Consider the following 16,677-nt stretch of genomic DNA (forward strand, 5'->3'; position numbering starts at 1 on the left):
AGATTTATCAATTGACACTTAAAAGTTTATTTGTCTTAATTTCTAATGGTAACATTACAGTAAAAGTGGAACCGACACCTACTTGAGAGACTAACTTTATTTTGCCTTGTAAAAGCGTTACTAGCCGAGAAACTATTGCTAATCCAAGACCGGTGCTGTCGGGAGGGAATTGGTAGCGATTAGGTTCTCCAACTTGGAAGAAGGGTTCAAAAATTTGCTCTTTATGTTCGGGAGCAATGCCTATTCCAGTATCTTTGACTGCGATTGACCAGCGTTCATCTGGCAATAATTCACAATTTAATTCGATGCTACCAACTTCGGTGTAGCGAATGGCATTGCTGATGAGATTAGTGAGAATTTGCTGAAATCTATGGGGGTCAGTGATAATTTTATCAGGTACACTATCGTTTTTTAATATAAGTTTTAATCCCTTATCGTCAGCTAATGGCTGCATGGTTTCTATGACGGTATTAATTGTAGAGATGACATTGATTGGTATCAGCCGCAATTTGATTTGTCCGGCTTCGGCGCGGGACAGTTCTAAGGCATCATTTACTAAGCGGAGTAACTGTCTGCCATTCCGCAACACTCGTTCAATATGTTCAATCTGAGGGCGGGTGTCTCTCACCTCTGTTTCCCGTTTTTCTTTACGTAAAAATAGCTCGGAATAACCGATAATTGAGTTAAGAGGTGTTTTGAGTTCGTGAGCTAAGTGAGCGAGGGTTTCTTGATTAGCGTTTGCTAAGCGATTAAGTTCTTGATTTGTCAATGTTAATTGACTTTGAATCTGCTGCAATTCTCGCAGTCGCTCGTCAACATAACTTTTAAAACATTGCGCGATCGCTTCGTCCAATACAGCATCAATTAGACGCATTGTTCGCATTACTTCGGGTACAGAGGTGGTTAGCAACTCTGGTTCTAAATGAGTAAATATCACTTGTCGTAATAAACGGTATTCCTGGGCTACTTCTGAGGGATCGTATCCTTGTTCGGCCCGCAATAATCCGTGTTCTAAACTTGCACTTACTATCAGTCCAATTTCACTTTCTTGAGTTTTGGACAGTACGGTTGCCATTGCAACTAATACGTGAGGAATATGATCTTTTACTGCTGAATGCGGTAAAGTATCGGCACTTTCGATGTGTCTGTCTTGCCGAACGGCTTCAACCCAATTGGTGAGTATGGCTTCAGTTTTATCAGCTAACAGTTTGCTACAGTCCAGCATGGTTAGGGTGGGGGGAGGATTAGGGTAGGTATTCCCTTTGGATTATTGTAGTTGACCTGCTGCAAACTGGCAGAGCAAAACTTGAAGGCTCCACTAGCAAAAGACACAGAATTTACAATCAGTAGATTGCCTATCCTACAAAGAGGCGCTGGCTACCGCTACCAAAACTTACTTCCTAAGACCTATTGACGTAAAAGTGTTTTAATTTTACATTTTGACTTTTTAATTACGATCGGAGAAGGACATTTCTCAGTCCTAGCCCGTCAGCTAACTTCGTAGGCATTGAGAAGAGAAGGACTAACGGAAGAAGCGAGTGCGATCGCCCAAATAGTCAAGCCAGAAACCTTGGAAAAACCCGATATTACCGTCGGCTATGTACCAGTAAACGATTGTGCGCCATTTGCGATCGCCTGGAAAAAAGGCTTCTTCCGCAAATACGGTTTAAACGTCAAACTCAATCGGGAAGCTAGCTGGGCAACATCCCGCGACGGCCTCATATTTGGGCGACTTGATGCGTCCCCCGTCGTATCAGGAGCCGTTACAAACGCCAGAGAAAAGAGTCTGGGCAGTCGTACTTAGTTCTTCAATTTACGAATACTTTGTTCGCTACCTATCTGCTGCCGCTGGAGTCGATCCGCTCAAAGAATTTCGGATCTCCGCTCAAAGAATTTCGGATCATTATTATTCCCCCGCCGCAGATGGTGACTAACGTGCGAATTGGCGCAATTTTCGCACCCACGCAATCGCCAAGAATTGCGGGAATCTAAGGAATATTACGAACTCCGCAATCATGCTTTAAATTTTCTCGATCGCTACTTTACACAAAACGAGTAAATTAAGGTATAATTATATAGTCTTGCATCGTTTCGCTCGGAAGCTGGGTTTTTTCCGCAGGCTCGAATCCAACTTACTGCCCGAATCCAAAACCAGTTCCTAGATCGTCGCTAACTGTAATTATTTAGTGGGTAGCCTAATCGCAATTGAAGCAGCAGTTAAAATCTGTCAGCTTTAGTTTGAGAACGGAGGAACCAATTTTAGGGGCTAATCTCTAATTCTGATAAGAGAGAGACACTTTCCAGTCTTAGCCCGTCAGCTAACTCCGTCGGCAATGGAAGGAGTACCCAAGACTTTAGCTTTGAGAGCATTTGTCTTTGGAACATCCTTGGGGATGTCGCTGTAAATTTTATAAATAGTGGCTATTCCTACTTGACCCACATTTCATTCGCCATTGTTTCGTTATAACAGGGGTTAAAACTGTGAACCTGAAGTCAATGTTAACGCGCCTTGAAATCGCAATGGGTCGTCATGATTTAATTGAGCAAATGGTCTTACGACCAGAGCCAAGATTTCCTGATTTTAAAAAAGCTAAATCTGCAAAATCCGTCAACTTTATTGTTGGTTACAACAGCTCTTCTAAAAGTCAAACTGCTCTCGATATTACTTTGTGGATGGCCCATCAAACTCGTTTAGCGACTAGCAAAGAAGTCACCGTTCAAGTCGTTTATGTGGTTGATGAAGCTCGAAGTAATCATCCTCAAAATCTCTGCAACTTTGCTGAGGAAAATAATTCACTAATCCATCAACAGCAGTGGGGTTTAAATGAAGTTACAGCTACTCAATGTGCTGCACCTACCTTAACTCTGCCGCTAGCTGAAAATCAGTCAGGACGCTCGCGAACAACCTTCCTAGATCCATCTTACTTTCAAGCAATTTTTTGCCAAAACAACCAATTTGAGCAAGCTGATAAACTGTTGTGGCAAGCACGCTGTCTAGCTGACGAATGGCGGGGTTTATTTAAAGCTCACCTCCGATTTGGGAGCGTTAGCTCGGAACTAAGACAAGTTGTAGAATCGGAAACTGCAACACTGCTATTTTTAGGTTGTAATTCTGTTAATCATCCGCTCGTGCGGGAACTAGGTTCTGATTTTCCTTGCTCAGTGCTAGGTATTCCCTCCATGCTTTATTCTCACGGGGATTTCTACAGTGAAGAAGCTGCAAATCAGTTGATGTTTGAGACGGCCGTATCTCTACATTAAGTTTTGGATTTTGGATTTTGGATTTATTGTGTAATCCAAAATCTAAAACCGAGGCTTTAAAATTAAAATAAGAAGAAGGAAGAAGGAAGAAGGAAGAAGGAAGAAGGAAGAAGGAAGAAGGAAGAAAAAATTAATCGAAAATTAAAAATTAAACTTTAAATCAACAATGAAAAATAAGTAAATCTACTGAACTGCCGAAAGTTCTTCAACTACTTTAATCCGTCCCTGACGCACGGAGCGAAGCAGTCTATTGATGGAGCGCCTTTCATCTTCACCGAGAGATTCATCAAAAACGGCTGCCATGAGTCCGTAACGATCCGCTAGAGTAATGCAGTTAGTGGCATTAGCTTGGGCAAATAATTCGCTTAGAGCTGAGTGAATTAAGTAGATGGGAGCTTGCATGGTTAGTTGGTTTGAACTTTAATACTTACAGTATTGGTCATTTTTTTGTTGCAATCTGTGATGAAGCTAGGCTAATCTCAGTGATTCTACTTAGGAAGTCGTATGACTGAAATCTCTAAGATTATGTGAGCAGCATCACAAGACCTCTAGAGAAGAAGGGGCTAGGGGCTAGGGGCTAGGGGCTAGGGAAGAAGGGGCTAGGGGCTAGGATGCTCAGGGCTAGGGAAAGAAGGGGAAGAAGGGTAAAGAAGGGGAAGAGCAATGAGGGTTTCAACGATCGGCTATTGGAGAGCGATCGCTTCCCGGATCTCGCAATGACAATAATTTAGAATGTCCTAACTACCTCTTCGACTTCATCATTAGCTTTCAAACAACGCCGCGCCAACTTGACATAGGTTTTGACAGTTTCGTAGGGCATTTCTAAGTCGAGGGCGATCGCACTTAGTGACTCTCCGAGTTCCCGCCTTGCGAGAATCGTAGCCCACGTTTCGGCAATCTCTTGGGCGCGAGTTCCACCTGTGCGCTGTCGCTTTGCCATGAATGCTTCGGTCAATTCTGCAATTCGAGATGCTAATAAATTTTGCCTTGGGGAAACTGGCAAAATGTCACTCAGGAGCCAACCTATTCTAGTTTGCCCTAAGCCAAAGGTGGTTTTGTGACCAGTTCCGCAGTAAGGGGCTAGTTGTGCTAAAGCATAGAAGTATTGCCCGAAATCAGAATTTTCATTTACTTTTTTGGATACTCCTAATTCTATGGCTCCTGTAAATCCTGTAACGGAGCCTTTTTTGCCCGCGATGACTTTGGCGGACTCTAATTTGTGGCGGTGAATAATTACTGTTTCTTCAATCCAATTTAGGAATCGATCTTGAGGAATTTTGATGTCTGAAAAATCGTTCCACCGACGCAGGTAGCTATGAAAAAGATTTTTGGGAACTGGTAAGGGAAAGTGATGTTGCTTGCTGCGAAAACTGGTTGGGGTGAGAAAGGTTAATTGAATTGTGGAGGTGCGAGAGAGTGAGGTAGTTAGCAATTGTTTGTAAGTAGTAGGAGGTAAAGCTAGCTGACAAGAAATGATGCGTAAGGGAGCATTTCGTAAGTCCACAACGGCGGGCAAGTTTTGTAACCATTTACTCGCCCATTGAGCAACTGGTTGGGAAAGGATATTAATATACCAGCGATAGGTTTTGTCAGCTTGCAGTTGTAGGTCTTTTCCAGCAGCCAGCAATTCTCCTTCTAATCCTGAAATGGTAAATGCTTTTTCTGATTGCTCGTCGTGGAGAGAGCGGGATAATTCTGGGTTAGTTTGTTGAACTTGAGCGAGAAACCAGGCGTGTAAGCCAATGGTGTACTCAGCATAAAGGTAGTCATTGCTGTGGGGGGCTAGTTCAATGACTAGCCCGACTAATTCTGTGTCCGCAGGCCAAGGGAGAGGTTGATGCTTTTTTTGGGTGGGTAGTTTTGGCATAGGGGCTAGGGGCTAGGGGCTACGATGCTCAGGAAGAAGGGATATAGAATCAACGGTTTCAGTAATTCCGATCGTAGGCCTTGACAAAGACCTTTTCCATCTGTATGCTGAGGTTAATTCACTTCAGGACTTTGAAAATTTTATAGTTTTGGTCAATCGCGTGGGGTTTGTTTCGTGACCCGTAGACAATAATCGACGCAATCCGAGAAATCGCTGAAAGCCTCATTCTTTCGTTGAGGTGTGTCGATTCCTTTCCCCGTAAGGGTTTGAGATGTTATCGCTCAGGGCTTATTGAAGATGACCCCCCTTTTATTGACAGGTAAAATTTATTGCGTCGATTTGCCGTCTGAAACTCTCTCTGGGTAAGGAGTTGTAGCGTAGCTCTTTCATTACTCATTTCCCCGCAAGGGGACGGAAACTATTCTATGTTTGTTTCTCCATCACGTTCCCAATTAGCTTTCATTACTCATTTCCCCGCAAGGGGACGGAAACCCTTTTATAAAGGTGGATTAGAAACCACCTCCTCAATGTCTTTCATTACTCATTTCCCCGCAAGGGGACGGAAACGGGTTAATTCAGTGTACATACTTGAACTATTTTTATCTGACTTTCATTACTCATTTCCCCGCAAGGGGACGGAAACGAGCAGCAGCCTCTTGACCGTTAGTCATTGAAAACTAACTTAGACTTTCATTACTCATTTCCCCGCAAGGGGACGGAAACTTTTCAGAAAAATGTGTATGTCACAAGAAAGAGTCTTTCATTACTCATTTCCCCGCAAGGGGACGGAAACCAGTAAGATGTCTGATAATAATCCATTTTTTTACCTCTTTCATTACTCATTTCCCCGCAAGGGGACGGAAACCCTTGTCCCGCTGTGGCAGCGGAGTTGGGTCCATTTGAGGCCTTTCATTACTCATTTCCCCGCAAGGGGACGGAAACGTTTAATGTTTTTTAGAAAGTAATAAAAATAACTATAACTTTCATTACTATCGCGATCGCTCCCTTACAATTAAGAGCGATCGCACCTTCGTCTATTCTGGAAAATCAGGAATCACCCATTTAGGTGGCTCCGATCGCTTCTTCCTTACCGCTTCCTCAGCCATCTCCAGCATTTTATCCAGAGAAGTGTTTTCTATGAAACTTGACGTTGCTGCCGCATATTCCCGCTTCGGGCATTTATCGCCCAAAATGCAGCCGTTGACGCACTCTACAGCACAATTTACTGTACTTTCTACCATATTCTCTTTCCTTCGATGCTGCCGACAATTCGCAGGCCGATGCTCTCAGAGCCTTAGCTGAGAAACTGCCCGGTATATGTATTTTACTTTACAAATTGCCCTAAATGCCGCTCGAGGGCCATAGCCAGAGCGATCGCGATCGCCGAGCTGTAATACAATCAAAACAACCCACCTTTTCTCTGCACTATGAGTAATCCTCTAGGTCGTTTAAAAAACTTACCCTGGCAAGAACTCCTTCAAATTGCCGCCCTCACCAATGCGATCGCGATCGTACTAGAGTTATTCTTAGGGTGGGGTTTCGCGCAATCTCCTATCGTTCGCAACATCCTCAAACTACTCTACAGCTCTTCCTTGGGGGTATTAATCCCTGTCGCTACAGCAGTGGGAATGGGCGCACTAGCAGTGTACATCTTCGAGCAACGGCAGCAACAATTTCTGCTTAACAGTTCTAGTTTATGGGCTTTAGTTGTATGTTTACTTCTAGGTTTGGCTTTAAAGTATCTATTACCAGTACCTGCTTTTCTAGTCGATTTATCTGAAACTACACTAATAGGAATTGTACTGGGAGTGTTTTGGAAAGGGCGACCTTACTGGCGATGAAATGCAAATTGTGAGTTAAGCTTTTCTATATTTAATCGACATACAGCACATACAGCTATTGTTGCTAGATAATTTAATAGGACTTACGCACAGAGAAAGTTCGTAATTCCTATGTAAATCCTATTAAACAGGAGTTACGCAGGGAGTCCCAGAAACCGGGTTTTTGAGATCATCTGTGGGTAAGAACGAAGTATTTTCGTCAAAAAACCCGGTTTCTTTGGTTGGGTGCGTAAGTCCTATTAAATTTATCAGCTAAACGACCAACTCAACGGGAAATGCTTTAGCTTGTCGAGGCTTCACATAAACTCGCTGATTGACCTGTACATTGAGCTGTTTAAAGCGATCGCGGTCTAAGTAAGCAGTAATTATCTCCTGCTCATCTACAATCAATTCGATTTGAATTTCCCAACCCAAATAGACGATACGATTAATTTTTGCCGGGGCAAAGGATGCTTCAGGTTCGGTTTGAATTAAAACGTCATGGGGTCGCAAATAAATTTGAGGAGAGGGAGCTTCCAAGCTCTGACGTGCAAAAATTCCGGCTGTACTAGAGAGGACGTTTACAGGGCCAATAAAGCTCATCACAAAGGCTGTTGCTGGAGAGTCATAAATCTGAGCTGGCGTACCGACTTGTTCGACTCTGCCTTTGTTCATTACGACAATTTCATCGGCGACTTCCATCGCTTCTTCTTGGTCGTGGGTAACAAAAACTGTGGTGACGTTAACTTCGTGGTGTAACCGCCGCAACCAGTCGCGCAATTCTTTGCGAACTTTGGCATCTAGAGCTCCGAAGGGTTCGTCTAGCAAAAGTACCTGGGGTTCTACGGCTAAAGCTCTGGCTAAGGCTACGCGCTGTCTTTGACCTCCTGAAAGTTGGGAAGGATAGCGATCGCCTAATCCGCTCAGTTGTACTAAGTCTAAAAGTTCTTCTACTCGTTTGCGCGTTCTGGATTTGGGAGATTTGCGGATGTCCATACCAAAGCCAATATTATCACGAATTGTCAAGTGTTTGAATAAAGCATAATGCTGAAAAACAAAGCCGATTTGACGCTCTTGTACTGACTGATAAGTTGCATCTTTGCCAGTAATCCAAATTTTGCCGATGTCTGGCGGTTCTAGTCCGGCAATCAGCCGCAATAATGTTGATTTTCCTGACCCTGATGGCCCTAGTAGTGCTACTAAAGAGCCTGTTTTAATTTCTAGGTTCACTTGGCTTAGTGCCTGAAAAGAACCAAAGTGTTTCGATACATCTTCAACTAAAATTCCCATAGATTCCCTGCCTCAATAAACTTTATAGGTTGTGATTTTTTTTGCGTTGTCAAAGGGAGTGCGATCGGGAATCATTTTTTCTTACTCCCGTTACTCGCTTAAGTGACTGTGTTAAGTCGATATTATACTAACTCCTGTATGCTGGTCGATCTAGTGTAGTTTACAATTCTTTAAGATTTGGCGACTAGATGCTCAGGTTGATATCCCCATCTGCCTTTAAAAAGGATGGGCTATTTTATTTTGTTTAAATATATAGTCCGCCAGGGGTTAAAACCCTTGTCTCATAGCTAAAATCGGTTCAAACTGACCAAAAGATAAAATTAAGTTATGTTTTTTCAACCACCTTTTGACGGCAACCGATGGGAATACACTTCTGGTTTTTAGCTAAAGTTGTGAGTTCTCTGAACGCATAGTCTAACCAAACAAAGCCATATTCCCACTCAATGTGATACATCGGTTTCCGCTGTAACGGCATCATCAGTGGTCTGTACCTCTTCCCTGCTAAAAAAACAAACGGGTTAATTTCTATTGAAAATTCTGCTATAATTTTAGCACGAACTGCAAACAATCAAAGATTTAAAATGGTAGAACTAAATCAGTTACTGTTAGAGCTTGAAAGCAACCTCAAATGGGAAGGAGCGACAAAAGAATGGAAAGAGCGGCGGGAAAGTTGGGTTAGCGATGTAGCAGCATCAGTTAACCTGACATATCTAGCAGAATTGCTAGTTGAATTGGAATCTAACTTGCAGTGGGAATTGGTGGATACTCACTGGAAAGAGCGTGCGGACAGTTGGGTAGAAGAATGTCGGGGTGCATCAATTGTTCAAGAAATATCAAGTTTATTGCTGGAACTAGAAAGCAATATAAATTCGGAAGCTATGGCTGATAAATGGCAGCAGAATCGCTTCAAGTGGATACAGCAACTACACAAGTATAACGAGACCTAATGTAGATGGGGTACAATAACAACAGTGAGTAAACCAATTCCAGAAGTCTTGCTCGTCAACTTGCTCAAAAGCTGTCGTTATTGCTGAGGAAAAAACGGAACTGTAAAAAATAGCGCGTTAGTTCTATATTTCCTAATGGAGAGTTTTTGCTTGACCAGTTTTTGAACTAGACTTTTAGTGACACCAAATTGGGTTGCTACTTTCCTGATTGACATTTTTCCTACTAAATATGGTGTCACTATTTTTTCTCTAAGAGCGAGTGAATATGCTTTCATTAGGTTTGATTACACAGATATTTCATTATTTTTGATTGCACCTCATAACAGCGGGAACCGCTGTAAATTTCATTTTCTTCGTCTAAATATTCGACTGTGAACGATAAATTTAGACCACTGTTACTTCCTTGATAAGTAGAAGGAAGAAGGAAGAAGGCATGGCAATTCTCGTACCCATTCTGTAATTTGCTCACGATTTAAGCCCTCTTGTATCCTGTATAATGACCTCTTAGTTGCATCTGGGTTTTGTAAAAGCCAAGCTCCTATGCGGTTTAAGGCATTAATTAAATTGGACATTCGATCTCCTCGCAATAATATTGCCTAACTTCCCAAACACCTGATTAAATCTTTTGCTAAGGGAGTCGATGACGGCACGCCAGTTGACCTCGGAAGTGCTATCCTGCTGTAGTTGTTGGCGGACTAGGCGCAGTAAGGCGCGGATGTTTTTGGGGGCTGTTTCCGGGCTGAGGAAGGCGGGATAAGGGGTTGCGGGTTTGTGGGGATGGGGGAATAAACCGTGACGCGAGACTACGTGAATGATACCTTTATGGCCGGAGTCTCGGAGTGCGATCGCTTCATCGTTCAGCCGTTCTAAATGCACATAATTTGGCGCTTTTGCTTCGGCTTCATCTAAAACAGTCTCAATGTATTTACCGTAAATATTACGGGGGATAAATGTATCTGGTTTTACATCGTTGCCAATAGCTTGCAGCCAGCGCAATACTAAATTAAATGTTACAATTAAATCAATTGAGTTGATGAGTTTAATTACTATGCAATTAGGACTGCCCGATATTTCTCAAAGCTTTGAAAAGACAAAAGGATTTTTGACAGAACAAGTTGGCAAAGCTGTTAATTCTACTTCCGAAGTAACAGCACAGGCTAAATTTTCTCTCTCCGCAAATGCTGACAAGGCAAAAGAAGCTCTCAGTCAAACTACTAATTCTGCCGTTGAGGTTGTAAATCAAGTTAAGAACAAGGCTTTAGTTACAGTAACGGAGACAACTGAAAAAGCCAGGAATTCTCTATCTGAAGTTACAAATCAAGCCGTTACTCGCGTTAGTGAAACTACAAACAAAGCTGTTGATGCTGTTACTCACTCTGCCGCAACTGCTAAAGAAACTCTCACTCAAGCTACTAATTCCGCCGTCACTACTCTGAATCAAACAACTAGCCAAGCTGTAGATAGTGTAAATCAAGCAAAAGAAAAGGCTAAGGCTTCATTACAAGATAGCATTCATCAGGCTGAAAATATTAGCAGTGCTGCTTCAGATACTCTTCAAAATGCTATTAATGCTAGCGTCAAAAATTGGGTTGATTCTCATCCTTTAATTTTTTGGTTGGTGAGTCATCCGCTGATAGCGTTAGCATTGCTGCTGCTATCTATATTTATTATATTGGGTTTGTTTCAAGCTTTAGGTAGCTTTTTTGCAAGAGGATGGTTATCTATTTTGCAACTCCCTGGAAAATTTATACAAGGGGTTTTTACTGTCGGCTCTAAGTCTGTGAGTAATCTTGGTGGAGTCGCTGTTAACTCATTGGTTTCAAGGAATCTGGGAGAAAATAATAATTTATCTTTACAATTGAACGGAGTTCAATCAAATAGTTCGGAGTCTCAGGAACGACTTGCTAATATTTTGACAAGGTTAGAGGCGATTAGACAAGAGCAGAATCAGCTTTTACAGGAAGCCGAGGCTATTTTGAGCAAGCAATTTAATCCAGAGTGAGAAGGTGTGGATCGCAACCTTTGTTCTATTTTTTGCTAAGATGATTCTAAACCTTCTTTTTCCATGTTCGCGCGATCGCACCTCGTGGTAAATTTAAAATATCCAAACTTTTCTTTAAAAGCCGATAGATCGCTGTTTGCAGCCGATCGCCGAATAAGCCATGCCCGATTACTTCTCAGACGATTTAAAATGGACGCTTGAAGCCAAAGCCAAGCTGAAAAATATTCCCTATTTTGTTCGGGGACAAGCACGAATGCGGATAGAGCATTTGGCCCGCGAAGCTGAAAAGGAAGTTGTAACGGTTGAGCTGGTTGAGCAAGCTCGCCTCGAATTTGGCCAGTAAATGTTTGTAACGCCGCCCTCTGGACGGTTTTTTACCGCAAATAAGGGCGGCGTTACGTCAAACATGGGTAATTCCTGAATGCAAACTAACAAAAATGCCCCGCAAAGCCTTAAACTGATGTTGCATTTTGTAGTGTTCTGAGGTCTACTGAGGTCGTCCGTGCGGAAAATAGTTATTGCTGGCAATTGGAAAATGTACAAAACCCAGAGTGAAGCTCTGGAGTTTCTCAAAGGGTTCACGTCTTGCTTGACTGAAACCCCAGAAGAGCGGGAAGTCATTCTATGCGTTCCCTTCACCGCTTTAACCCTGCTCTCGAAAAATATGCACGGGGGCCGTGTGATGCTAGGTGCTCAGAATGTTCACTGGGAAGAGTCGGGTGCATATACGGGGGAAATTTCGGCCCCGATGCTGACAGAAATTGGGGTAAGATATGCGATCGTGGGTCACAGCGAACGCCGTCAATATTTTGGCGAAACTGACGAAACTGTAAATATGCGGTTGAGGGCGGCTCAACAGCATGGTTTAATTCCAATTTTGTGTGTGGGCGAAAGTCTGCGACAACGGGAAGAGGGTGAAGCAGAAACTCACATTGCTTTTCAGTTAGCAACGGATTTGATTGGTGTGGATCAGCAGAAGTTGGCGATCGCTTATGAACCGATTTGGGCGATCGGCACCGGTCGCACTTGCGAATCCACCGACGCTAATCGGATTATTGGCTTAATTCGCAGCAAACTAAATAATCCTGATGTGCCAATTCTTTACGGCGGTTCTGTCAAACCCGATAATATCGATGACATTATGGCTCAGCCAGAAATTGATGGGGTATTAGTCGGTGGAGCGAGTTTGGAACCTGCCAGTTTTGCTCGAATTGTCAATTACAAATAATTGGTAATTGGTAATTGGTAATGGCTAATGGCTAATGGCTAATTGCTAATTGCTAATGGCTAATGGCTAATTGCTAATTGCTAATTGCTAATTGCTAATTACCCATCTTCCTCATCTCCCCTATCTCCCCCGCTCCCCCGCTCCCCCGCTCCCCATCTCCCCCGCTCCCCATCTCCCCCGCCCCTCTGCTTTTTGGGTAGAATGACACAGCCTTGGGAGGGGGAGAGGGTTTCAAAATCGTCAAGCCTTGCTAGGAAAGACACAATCTATAAAAAAGCAAAACTTTTCAGTCACCAATCGCTAAATCGGCGATCGCGCTATAGACTGATGATTAAGGACTAGATAAAGTCTGGCAACTGGGAACAAGATAATTTCTTAACCTCCTATGGCTGAGCCTTTGATCGAACTGAAGGGAATTAGTAAGTCCTTTGGCAAGAATGTGGTTTTAGATGAAGTGGATCTAACAATTTATCGAGGAGAAGCTTTGGCTGCGATCGGCCCTTCGGGTACCGGAAAGTCAACAATCCTACGCATTATTGCAGGTTTGCTAGCACCGGATGCCGGTGAAGTTTACGTTCAGGGACAACGGCGGAAGGGATGGGTAGATGATGTCGCCGATCCGATTGGTATTGGGATGGTGTTTCAGCAGGCGGCTTTATTTGATTCGCTGAGTGTAGAGGAAAATGTTGGTTTTCTGCTTTACCAACACTCGAAACTACCGCGCCACAGGATTCGAGCATTGGTGGATGAAAAGCTGGAGATGGTTGGTTTGCCGGGAATTGGCGATCGCTACCCGGCTCAGCTATCGGGCGGGATGCGAAAACGGGTGAGTTTTGCCCGTGCGATTATGGCTAATCCTGATAATTCTAGAGACACGCCAGAAGTTTTGCTGTACGATGAGCCGACGGCGGGTTTAGACCCGATCGCTTCGACGATGATTGAGGATTTAATCCGCGACCTACAGGCGGCTCAGGGAGGGTGCAGCACTTATGTGATGGTAACTCACCAAGATAGCACTATCCGTCGCACTGCTGACCGCATTGTGTTTCTCTATCAAGGTAAGGTGCAATGGGAGGGAACTGTGAGCGATATTAATAAGACTGATAACTTGCTGATGCGGCAATTTTTTAGTGGGAGTGTGGCGGGCCCAATTCAAGCTGTTAACGGTTAATGGTTGACTATTAACTGTTAACCGTTAACTGTTAACAAGGGTGGTTAAAATGCGATCGCGAACGGTTAGAGAAGGCTCGGTTGGTTTTTTGATTCTGTTGGGACTGGGTTTGTTTGGGGGTCTAGTCCTCTGGCTGCGAGGATTACAGTTGGGAAACCGCAGCTATAACGTATTGGTTGAATTCCCTAATGTTCAGGGAATGCAGGTAGGGACACCAGTACGGTACAGAGGAGTCAGCGTGGGTAAAATTAGTGCGCTGAAACCGGGCCCAAATGGGGTCGAGGTGGTGCTAGAAATTGCTCCGGCGGATTTAGTGATTTCGCGGGATGTGCTAATTGAGGCGAATAAGTCTGGCTTGATTGGGGAAGCTGCGGTTGATATTACACCTTTGTCGCTTTTGCCAGATGCTGCGATCGCGGCTAATCCTCTGAGTAAGAACTGCCCAAATACGATTATCTGCAATAATTCGCGCCTCAAAGGTAATGCAGGCGCGAGTTTGGAAGAACTGATTCGCTCAGCATTGAACTTTACTAATCTCTACAATGACCCGGAGTTATTTGCTAATATTAAATCGATTTCAAAAAATACGGCGGTGGCTGCTCAAGATGCAGTTCAACTAACTCGTAATTTGTCTAGTTTAACTCAGTCGGCTAAAGTTGAATTGGGCACTTTGAGTCAATTGATTAAAACAGAAATCGGCGGTTTAAATCAGTTAGCACAGGAAGAATTTGGTAATTTAAATCAGTCTGTAGAGGGGAATTTAGGAGGGATTGCTACTGAAATCGGGAAGGTTTCAGCAACGGGGGATGCTTCGATTAGGGCGGTGACAGGAGCTGCTATCGAGTCAGCAAATTCTGTTAAGCAAGCAGCAAATCAGATTAATATAACCGCTAGTCAGGCTAATGCTCTGCTGACAACTAATCGTGCTATGCTTGTAACCACCTTGAATAATATTAATCAAACGAGCCAGGAACTGCGGGTAGCTGTGAGCAGTTTAAGTCCTATTGTTAACAGAATTGAGCAAGGGCAATTAATCAATAACTTGGAAGTTTTATCTGCAAATGCAGCTCAAGCTTCGGTGAATTTGCGGGATTTATCAACAACTGTGAATAATCCTACAAATTTGCTGGTATTACAACAAACTCTAGATTCAGCTCGTGTTACTTTTCAAAATATGCAAAAGATTACATCAGTTTTGGTTCCTTTTTCGCAGACGGTAACGACTAGCCCCGCAGTTGTAAATTCCCCTGTACTTTCAGAGTTTCCGCAGTTTAGTAAGAAGCCGAAATCCATGATTATTCCTTCTCAAACGGCAAAGGTAAGAGAATCTCCTGCTTCTGAAATTAAGTCTAATTTGGTCTCTCCTTAAGGGGGGAATCTAGGTAATATAGATGTTCTTGCTTCTAAATTATGTCGCGGACGATCGCTTACAGTCCTGCTTATACTCTGGTTCCTACTTACGAGTGTTTTAATCGGTGTACCTACTGTAATTTTCGCACCAATCCTGAGCAAAGTCCTTGGCTGACATTGGCGGCGGCGCAAAAGCAATTGCAAGGCCTTCAGGGGAAAGGAGTGATTGAAATTCTGATTCTCAGCGGTGAGGTACATCCGCTTTCGTCAAGGCGAAAAGCTTGGTTTGAGCGTATTTATGATTTGTGCGAACTTGCATTAAGTTTAGGATTTTTACCCCATACAAATGCTGGGCCATTGAGTTTTGAGGAGATGGCAAAATTAAAAGAGGTGAATGTGTCGATGGGGTTAATGTTAGAACAGTTAACACCGAATTTGTTACAATCTGTCCACTGCCATGCTCCTAGTAAAGTGCCTTCTCTACGGTTGCAACAGTTGCGATGGGCGGGGGAGTTAAGGATTCCATTTACTACTGGTTTGCTGCTAGGAATTGGGGAGAGTGAGGGGGATTGGCGGGAAACGCTGGCGGAGATCGCGCAGATTCAGAGTGATTATGGTAATATTCAAGAGGTTATCCTTCAACCTCATAGTGCTGGGAGCCAGCAAGGTTGGAAGGGTGCAAGTTTTAATCCTGAAAAGATGCCGGAAGTGGTGGCGATCGCGAAGTCGATTTTACCCTCAGAAATTACTCTGCAAATCCCGCCTAATTTAATTACAGAACCGCAGATATTACTGGCTTGTTTGGCAGCCGGTGCTAGGGATTTGGGGGGGATTGGGCCTCGCGATGAGGTTAATCCTGATTACGATCATCTGCAAGATCGGGCTTTAGAGGCGTTATTAGCAGTAGGGGGATGGCAATTGATACAACGCTTGCCAGTTTATCCTCAATATGATAGTTGGCTGTCATCGAGATTGCAAGTTGCCGTTCAGCAGTGGCGATCGACCAATGGGGATGGGGGAAGCAAAAATTATGGTTAGAAAAGTGGAAATTAGCGATCGCGTTGTGATATAGTTGATCTTGCGATCGACGGCGGCATAGCCAAGTGGTAAGGCAGAGGTCTGCAAAACCTCCACCCCCAGTTCAAATCTGGGTGCCGCCTTTATATGTTTACAGTAACAAATTATTTGTCACTGATAGAGGATGTTTATTGTGCCGATTTGGTTAGATGTGATTTCTGGGCGGTTGCGTGAGAAGGTGAAGGGGTAGAGTGCGATCGCTTACTCGTTTGCGTGTCGCAATTCGTAAGGCTCTATTTCCCATCCTCGCTGATTTGCCAAATAAGCTAAGCGTTCTCTAAGCTTTCTAAAAGGTGTTTGATTTCTATACTCTGGACTTGGCTCAATTTGTGCATGAGCCTGATTATTTTCAAAGGGTCGAGGTAAAACATCAATTTTGTAAATAAATTCTAGTTCGCCTTTAGAATTGTTCTGGATAACGCTATTTATTAGCCTCACATCTTTAGTGATTAAACTAACTACCGCGTCTTTTTCATCTTTTTGAGAATAGCAGGGGTTATTGTCGCATAAACCAGCCCTATCAACAGAGGGACACATCGCTTTATCAGCAAATGCTTGTGATGAGATGGTAGCCGTATTTTCTTCAATCTGATACAAGTTTCTATCAAAAAATATACATCTATATAAGACCTCTTCATCCCCTACAAAATCTTGTGTCATATCC

General features: G+C 43.4%; 19 protein-coding genes, 1 tRNA gene, 1 CRISPR repeat array and 1 riboswitch. Of the genes, 11 read left to right on the top strand and 9 right to left on the bottom strand.

Annotation, left to right across the window (positions count from 1 at the left end):
- Positions 1–7: 7 nt before the first annotated feature.
- On the bottom strand, positions 8–1,225 hold the full coding sequence (locus OSCIL6407_RS0125470; protein ID WP_007358407.1) for a sensor histidine kinase: 1,218 nt from the start codon (positions 1,223–1,225) through the stop codon (positions 8–10).
- Between the two features lie 282 nt (positions 1,226–1,507).
- Between OSCIL6407_RS0125470 and OSCIL6407_RS0125475 the strand changes: the two genes are divergently transcribed.
- On the top strand, positions 1,508–1,804 hold the full coding sequence (locus OSCIL6407_RS0125475) for an ABC transporter substrate-binding protein (protein WP_007358408.1): 297 nt from the start codon (positions 1,508–1,510) through the stop codon (positions 1,802–1,804).
- A 411-nt stretch (positions 1,805–2,215) separates the two neighbouring features.
- Positions 2,216–2,348: riboswitch (cyclic di-AMP (ydaO/yuaA leader) on the top strand.
- A gap of 148 nt (positions 2,349–2,496) precedes the next feature.
- Positions 2,497–3,261: a hypothetical protein gene (locus OSCIL6407_RS0125485; RefSeq protein WP_007358411.1), complete on the top strand. Its 765-nt coding sequence runs from the start codon at positions 2,497–2,499 to the stop codon at positions 3,259–3,261.
- 183 nt (positions 3,262–3,444) lie between these two features.
- On the opposite strand, the gene OSCIL6407_RS0125490 is transcribed toward OSCIL6407_RS0125485, so the two are convergent.
- From OSCIL6407_RS0125490 to OSCIL6407_RS0125500, 3 genes are all read right to left on the bottom strand, one after another.
- Positions 3,445–3,663 (bottom strand): hypothetical protein, encoded by a 219-nt coding sequence (locus tag OSCIL6407_RS0125490; protein ID WP_007355489.1) that lies wholly within the window; start codon positions 3,661–3,663, stop codon positions 3,445–3,447.
- Between the two features lie 325 nt (positions 3,664–3,988).
- Positions 3,989–5,128 carry a CRISPR-associated endoribonuclease Cas6 gene (gene cas6, locus OSCIL6407_RS0125495; protein WP_007355488.1) on the bottom strand — a complete coding sequence of 380 codons (1,140 nt, stop codon included), beginning with the start codon at positions 5,126–5,128 and terminating at the stop codon, positions 3,989–3,991.
- 383 nt (positions 5,129–5,511) lie between these two features.
- A CRISPR array of direct repeats spans positions 5,512–6,070; the repeat unit is 36 nt; unit sequence CTTTCATTACTCATTTCCCCGCAAGGGGACGGAAAC.
- A 92-nt stretch (positions 6,071–6,162) separates the two neighbouring features.
- The gene (locus tag OSCIL6407_RS0125500) at positions 6,163–6,369 is read right to left on the bottom strand and encodes a hypothetical protein (RefSeq protein WP_007355487.1); all 207 of its coding nucleotides are present in this window, start codon (positions 6,367–6,369) and stop codon (positions 6,163–6,165) included.
- A 186-nt stretch (positions 6,370–6,555) separates the two neighbouring features.
- Here OSCIL6407_RS0125500 and OSCIL6407_RS0125505 point away from each other — a divergent pair, with 186 nt between their 5' ends.
- The gene (locus OSCIL6407_RS0125505; protein ID WP_007355486.1) at positions 6,556–6,969 is read left to right on the top strand and encodes a hypothetical protein; all 414 of its coding nucleotides are present in this window, start codon (positions 6,556–6,558) and stop codon (positions 6,967–6,969) included.
- Between the two features lie 252 nt (positions 6,970–7,221).
- On the opposite strand, the gene OSCIL6407_RS0125510 is transcribed toward OSCIL6407_RS0125505, so the two are convergent.
- Both OSCIL6407_RS0125510 and OSCIL6407_RS35610 read right to left on the bottom strand, forming a co-directional pair.
- Positions 7,222–8,238 carry a sulfate/molybdate ABC transporter ATP-binding protein gene (locus tag OSCIL6407_RS0125510; protein ID WP_007355485.1) on the bottom strand — a complete coding sequence of 339 codons (1,017 nt, stop codon included), beginning with the start codon at positions 8,236–8,238 and terminating at the stop codon, positions 7,222–7,224.
- A 325-nt stretch (positions 8,239–8,563) separates the two neighbouring features.
- A complete protein-coding gene (locus OSCIL6407_RS35610) occupies positions 8,564–8,716 on the bottom strand; it encodes a hypothetical protein (protein ID WP_007355484.1) in 153 nt (50 codons plus the stop codon).
- A 103-nt stretch (positions 8,717–8,819) separates the two neighbouring features.
- Here OSCIL6407_RS35610 and OSCIL6407_RS0125520 point away from each other — a divergent pair, with 103 nt between their 5' ends.
- A complete protein-coding gene (locus OSCIL6407_RS0125520; protein WP_007355483.1) occupies positions 8,820–9,185 on the top strand; it encodes a hypothetical protein in 366 nt (121 codons plus the stop codon).
- A gap of 555 nt (positions 9,186–9,740) precedes the next feature.
- Here the strand turns inward: OSCIL6407_RS0125520 and OSCIL6407_RS0125530 are convergent.
- The gene (locus tag OSCIL6407_RS0125530) at positions 9,741–10,181 is read right to left on the bottom strand and encodes an FAD/NAD(P)-binding protein (RefSeq protein WP_007355480.1); all 441 of its coding nucleotides are present in this window, start codon (positions 10,179–10,181) and stop codon (positions 9,741–9,743) included.
- Between the two features lie 37 nt (positions 10,182–10,218).
- Here OSCIL6407_RS0125530 and OSCIL6407_RS0125535 point away from each other — a divergent pair, with 37 nt between their 5' ends.
- The 3 genes from OSCIL6407_RS0125535 (at position 10,219) to tpiA (ending at position 12,415) form a co-directional block, all read left to right on the top strand.
- On the top strand, positions 10,219–11,187 hold the full coding sequence (locus OSCIL6407_RS0125535; RefSeq protein WP_234708749.1) for a hypothetical protein: 969 nt from the start codon (positions 10,219–10,221) through the stop codon (positions 11,185–11,187).
- 160 nt (positions 11,188–11,347) lie between these two features.
- Positions 11,348–11,530 carry a PCP reductase family protein gene (locus OSCIL6407_RS0125540; protein WP_007355478.1) on the top strand — a complete coding sequence of 61 codons (183 nt, stop codon included), beginning with the start codon at positions 11,348–11,350 and terminating at the stop codon, positions 11,528–11,530.
- Between the two features lie 159 nt (positions 11,531–11,689).
- Positions 11,690–12,415, top strand: a complete 726-nt coding sequence (gene tpiA / locus OSCIL6407_RS0125545) for a triose-phosphate isomerase (protein ID WP_039962277.1) — start codon at positions 11,690–11,692, stop codon at positions 12,413–12,415.
- 98 nt (positions 12,416–12,513) lie between these two features.
- Here tpiA and OSCIL6407_RS35615 read toward each other — a convergent pair whose 3' ends face one another.
- Positions 12,514–12,678: a hypothetical protein gene (locus OSCIL6407_RS35615; RefSeq protein WP_019487836.1), complete on the bottom strand. Its 165-nt coding sequence runs from the start codon at positions 12,676–12,678 to the stop codon at positions 12,514–12,516.
- 122 nt (positions 12,679–12,800) lie between these two features.
- Here OSCIL6407_RS35615 and OSCIL6407_RS0125555 point away from each other — a divergent pair, with 122 nt between their 5' ends.
- The 4 genes from OSCIL6407_RS0125555 (at position 12,801) to OSCIL6407_RS0125570 (ending at position 16,096) form a co-directional block, all read left to right on the top strand.
- Positions 12,801–13,586, top strand: coding sequence for an ABC transporter ATP-binding protein (locus tag OSCIL6407_RS0125555; RefSeq protein ID WP_007354903.1), 786 nt, complete (start codon positions 12,801–12,803; stop codon positions 13,584–13,586).
- A gap of 49 nt (positions 13,587–13,635) precedes the next feature.
- Positions 13,636–14,955 carry an MlaD family protein gene (locus tag OSCIL6407_RS0125560; RefSeq protein ID WP_019487837.1) on the top strand — a complete coding sequence of 440 codons (1,320 nt, stop codon included), beginning with the start codon at positions 13,636–13,638 and terminating at the stop codon, positions 14,953–14,955.
- 41 nt (positions 14,956–14,996) lie between these two features.
- Positions 14,997–15,974, top strand: coding sequence for a 7,8-didemethyl-8-hydroxy-5-deazariboflavin synthase subunit CofG (cofG, locus tag OSCIL6407_RS0125565; RefSeq protein ID WP_007354905.1), 978 nt, complete (start codon positions 14,997–14,999; stop codon positions 15,972–15,974).
- A gap of 51 nt (positions 15,975–16,025) precedes the next feature.
- Positions 16,026–16,096, top strand: a tRNA-Cys gene (locus tag OSCIL6407_RS0125570).
- 118 nt (positions 16,097–16,214) lie between these two features.
- Here the strand turns inward: OSCIL6407_RS0125570 and OSCIL6407_RS0125575 are convergent.
- On the bottom strand, positions 16,215–16,673 hold the full coding sequence (locus tag OSCIL6407_RS0125575; protein ID WP_007354906.1) for a hypothetical protein: 459 nt from the start codon (positions 16,671–16,673) through the stop codon (positions 16,215–16,217).
- Positions 16,674–16,677 lie beyond the last annotated feature (4 nt).

The organism is Kamptonema formosum PCC 6407 (assembly GCF_000332155.1).
GTDB lineage: Bacteria > Cyanobacteriota > Cyanobacteriia > Cyanobacteriales > Microcoleaceae > Kamptonema > Kamptonema formosum.